6 protein-coding genes are annotated in these 3225 nt (G+C 54.1%); all 6 read right to left on the bottom strand.

Annotation, left to right across the window (positions count from 1 at the left end):
- Positions 1-60 precede the first annotated feature (60 nt).
- The 6 genes from ACSZO1_RS21985 to ACSZO1_RS22010 all read right to left on the bottom strand — a co-directional run bounded on the left by ACSZO1_RS21985 (position 61) and on the right by ACSZO1_RS22010 (position 3150).
- Positions 61-264, bottom strand: a complete 204-nt coding sequence (locus ACSZO1_RS21985; protein ID WP_437616463.1) for a hypothetical protein — start codon at positions 262-264, stop codon at positions 61-63.
- Positions 261-557, bottom strand: a complete 297-nt coding sequence (locus tag ACSZO1_RS21990) for a CS1-pili formation C-terminal domain-containing protein (protein ID WP_437616464.1) — start codon at positions 555-557, stop codon at positions 261-263. The genes ACSZO1_RS21985 and ACSZO1_RS21990 overlap by 4 nt, the downstream gene beginning before the upstream one ends.
- A complete protein-coding gene (locus ACSZO1_RS21995) occupies positions 529-894 on the bottom strand; it encodes a hypothetical protein (protein ID WP_437616466.1) in 366 nt (121 codons plus the stop codon). The genes ACSZO1_RS21990 and ACSZO1_RS21995 overlap by 29 nt, the downstream gene beginning before the upstream one ends.
- On the bottom strand, positions 825-1739 hold the full coding sequence (locus tag ACSZO1_RS22000; protein WP_437616468.1) for a hypothetical protein: 915 nt from the start codon (positions 1737-1739) through the stop codon (positions 825-827). Before ACSZO1_RS22000 ends, ACSZO1_RS21995 begins: the two co-directional genes overlap by 70 nt.
- 64 nt (positions 1740-1803) lie before the next feature.
- Positions 1804-2334 carry a CS1 type fimbrial major subunit gene (locus tag ACSZO1_RS22005; protein ID WP_437616470.1) on the bottom strand — a complete coding sequence of 177 codons (531 nt, stop codon included), beginning with the start codon at positions 2332-2334 and terminating at the stop codon, positions 1804-1806.
- 75 nt (positions 2335-2409) lie between these two features.
- A complete protein-coding gene (locus ACSZO1_RS22010; RefSeq protein WP_437616472.1) occupies positions 2410-3150 on the bottom strand; it encodes a hypothetical protein in 741 nt (246 codons plus the stop codon).
- Between the last annotated feature and the right edge of the window lie 75 nt (positions 3151-3225).

The raw sequence follows: 3225 nt of genomic DNA on the forward strand, positions 1-3225 counted from the left end.
GCAGGATAGCTTATCGGTAGCTAACCGTCCCTCCATCCACATGACCAAGCGTTGCACTTATTATCTGAATTCGCGGGCAACACACTGCGAGGGAGAGGTGGCACAGTAACCGCTAATAGGCGTGGTGTTCTTAAAACTGTTGTTATTCGGGTTATCCATCGACGGTGAAAAGGTGGCGGTGAAGGTGCTGGTCAGCGCGATGGCTGGCTGCGACCAGACCAGCATCGCTATCCCCGCCCAGAGACGTAAAGTGAAAGCCATCATTTTTCCGCTCCTGTGGGGGCTGTACGGCAGCGGAGCGCACTGATAAACACCACTGTTTGCTCCCTGTCTGCTGCTGGCAGCGGGCACAGCATCTGCGGTTTCTCCGCTTCGGCGCTCACGGTCAGCATCGGGTTCGCCACGCCACTGTCGAGTGTCAGGACGCCTTCAGCATTGATCATCGCCCCGGAGACATCGCTGCTGACATAGCGCTGGGTCAGCAATGTGCCACGTTCATCCTGCAGCATGCTGACCAGGGTGTAGGTTTTAAGGGTTCTGACTTTGACGTACTGCACACTGCACACTGCCGCGGTTCATCTGCATACTTTGCCGTTCCGGGATGACCTGCACGCTGTCACCGTCCGCGGCGGTAAACTGAATCTCGTTATTTTTCCACAATGCCGTCGGAATCACATTACGGCCTGCCGTCAGACGCGTCTCTGCCATATTACCGGCCGCCAGCAGCTGGCGTCTGGCATCATCAGGTTCGACATCGACGATCAGTGCCGACTCCATGCCCCGGTTGCCATTACCGTTGACTGCCGCCAGCTGACCTCCACCCATCACCAGCATCTGGCTGAGATTGCCGCCAGCCGATGTGGTGCGCTGCAGGCTGCCGTGTTGTGCATACATATCGCCGCTGGCCCAGGGCGTGTCGATAGCCAGACTTCCGCCAGCGACTGACTGCGCCCGGTGACGTACACTGGCCTGGCACTCACACTGTCGCGGCTTTCCAGCAGTGCATCAGACGTGCCCCACATAACGCCAGCCACCGTATCATCGCCAAAACCAGAAGCCTGCACATTGCCGGTATCGCTGTCTGGCGTAAAAAAACCGAGGCGAATAAAGCTGCCGGGCAGTTCCTTCTGCGAGAACAGTTCGTACAGACTGGCGCTGCGGTAGCGATAATCACCGTCTGTACCTGATGACTGGAACGAGGCTTTCTGGCTCCAGCCAGCAAACGACGCCAGCAGCGAGGTGTTAAGGCCCCAGCTGCGCAGCGCGGGCGTATCGGTCACGGAAAGATCGCTGGACATAATCATGCCGTCCGCCGTGTCCGGCGGCATGGCGATAAAATCACGCCTGACCTGGCTGGTTTCATACTGTGAGGTATACAGTTTCAGCTCAGAGTGACTGAGACGGTACTCCGCCGCCATCAGCCCGGCAGGGCAGGTTTTACGGCATTGGCCGACAGTGACACCTCGCTGCAAAATAGCAAACCACTGTGCCCTGATACTGCTGGCGAGCGCCGGATTTTCATCAAAAATACGGATGAGCCGGATATCGCCATTTTCCTGCAGGACGGCCGTGGCGTTGAACAGCATGCTGTCATTGAGGTACACCTGTACCAGCACTTCAGCGTGATAAAAGTAACGCCGGAAGTCTTCAGGTAATCCACGCAGGTTATTCGCCAGAGTGGGCTCCGCCGCCGGGGAAAAAAGAGGGGACATGGCAAGAATCAGCAGGGATCTCTTCATAAAAAAGCCGCCGCAATCCCGCGGCGACCTCCATCAGATAAGTAAATGATTCAGAGATAAGCCGTCAGAGTTTGCTGACTGCTGGTTCGAAAATCAGCGCGACGCTGCCGGTAAATGAACCGTTAACGGACAGCGCATTGCTGTCGGCCTGCGCGATTTTCAGGCCAGTGCGCCCGCCTGTTTTTGCGGCGTTCTCAGCAATGACCGTTGTTGCTGTATTGCTGAGGGCGTCATTATTGAACGTCACGCTTAGCGGGATGACATCATGGCCGTTTGACAGCTGTGGTTTCCCGTCAGCACTCAGATTACCGGTGAGGGTCGCCTGAATCGCGCCAGCAGTATTTTTGTACTGGAACTGTTTCTCGAAGACTTTCAGCTTGCTGGTGGCAATGTCATAGCCCATCTCCTGGGTCTGATTGATCCAGCCCGCATCAACCGGAATGACCTGGAAACTGTCTGCCGGAACCAGTGCGCTCAGATTAATGGTATAACTCTGGCTGTCTGCCGCCTGAAGCGCAGAGCTGCCCGCGAGCAGCGCGCAGGAAAGAAACATCGTTGCCAGAGACGGTTTTAAAGACAATAAGTCAGGTTTCATTGTGCTATTCCTTGAGAGTTGAAGTATTCCATCGATATCGCCAGATGTGCCTGTACATCGTTGCCTTGCACGAAGTTAATAATTCAGTACGCGTTGATTATTGCCCTCCAGAAGAGTGAATGTGGTCTGGTATCCCGCTTTTTTATTCACGGATTTACTTCGCCCGGGAAGAATAAATTCCCGCGAAATATTTCCGCAGTCGGTATGCACATATCGGCAATGGCGGATATTATCCAGTGAGATCGTTGCATTGCCTTTATTCTCAACCGTAATCAATGCCGGAGACGTTGCCTCGACAACCGAATTAAAATAGGGTTTGTCGGGCTGAATAATGGCAATGGTGCCATAGCCTGTCAGGACATTCAGACCAGCCTGCAAACTTTGTTGCCGGTATTTTCCTATTGCCTCTTTATTCAGACCAAAACTGTCATCGCTGTCAGGTATCACCGGCGTAAACCTGATGCGGAAATATCTTTCTGCCGTGCGCTCACCGGGCCATAAGATGCGTACTGTCTGAAATCCGCCGGGGGGAATAATCATACGTAACGGCGTGACAATCAGTCTGTTTTTTTCCGGGCGATGTTCCGTTACCTCTTTTTGCGCGATCTCTTCTGCGTCTTTGTCGTGCGCCGGATGTATTTCAAGCAGTTCAATACGCACAAAAGCCGTTGAATCGCCGGTATTGTAGACGCGTTTTGTTACGCTCTGTACTCCGGGTGTCAGCAGATCATACATGCTGCCAATACCAATCACCGGGGCTGACAAGGCCGACGGTGCCGGGGCCAGAAACAGCGTCGCGATAATAATGGGCAGCACAACGCGAATTCAGATAATAAGTGCAACGCTTGGTCATGTGGATGGAGGGACGGTTAGCTACCGATAAGCTATCCT

This window comes from Erwinia sp. V71, from assembly GCF_965644245.1.
Lineage (GTDB): Bacteria > Pseudomonadota > Gammaproteobacteria > Enterobacterales > Enterobacteriaceae > Erwinia.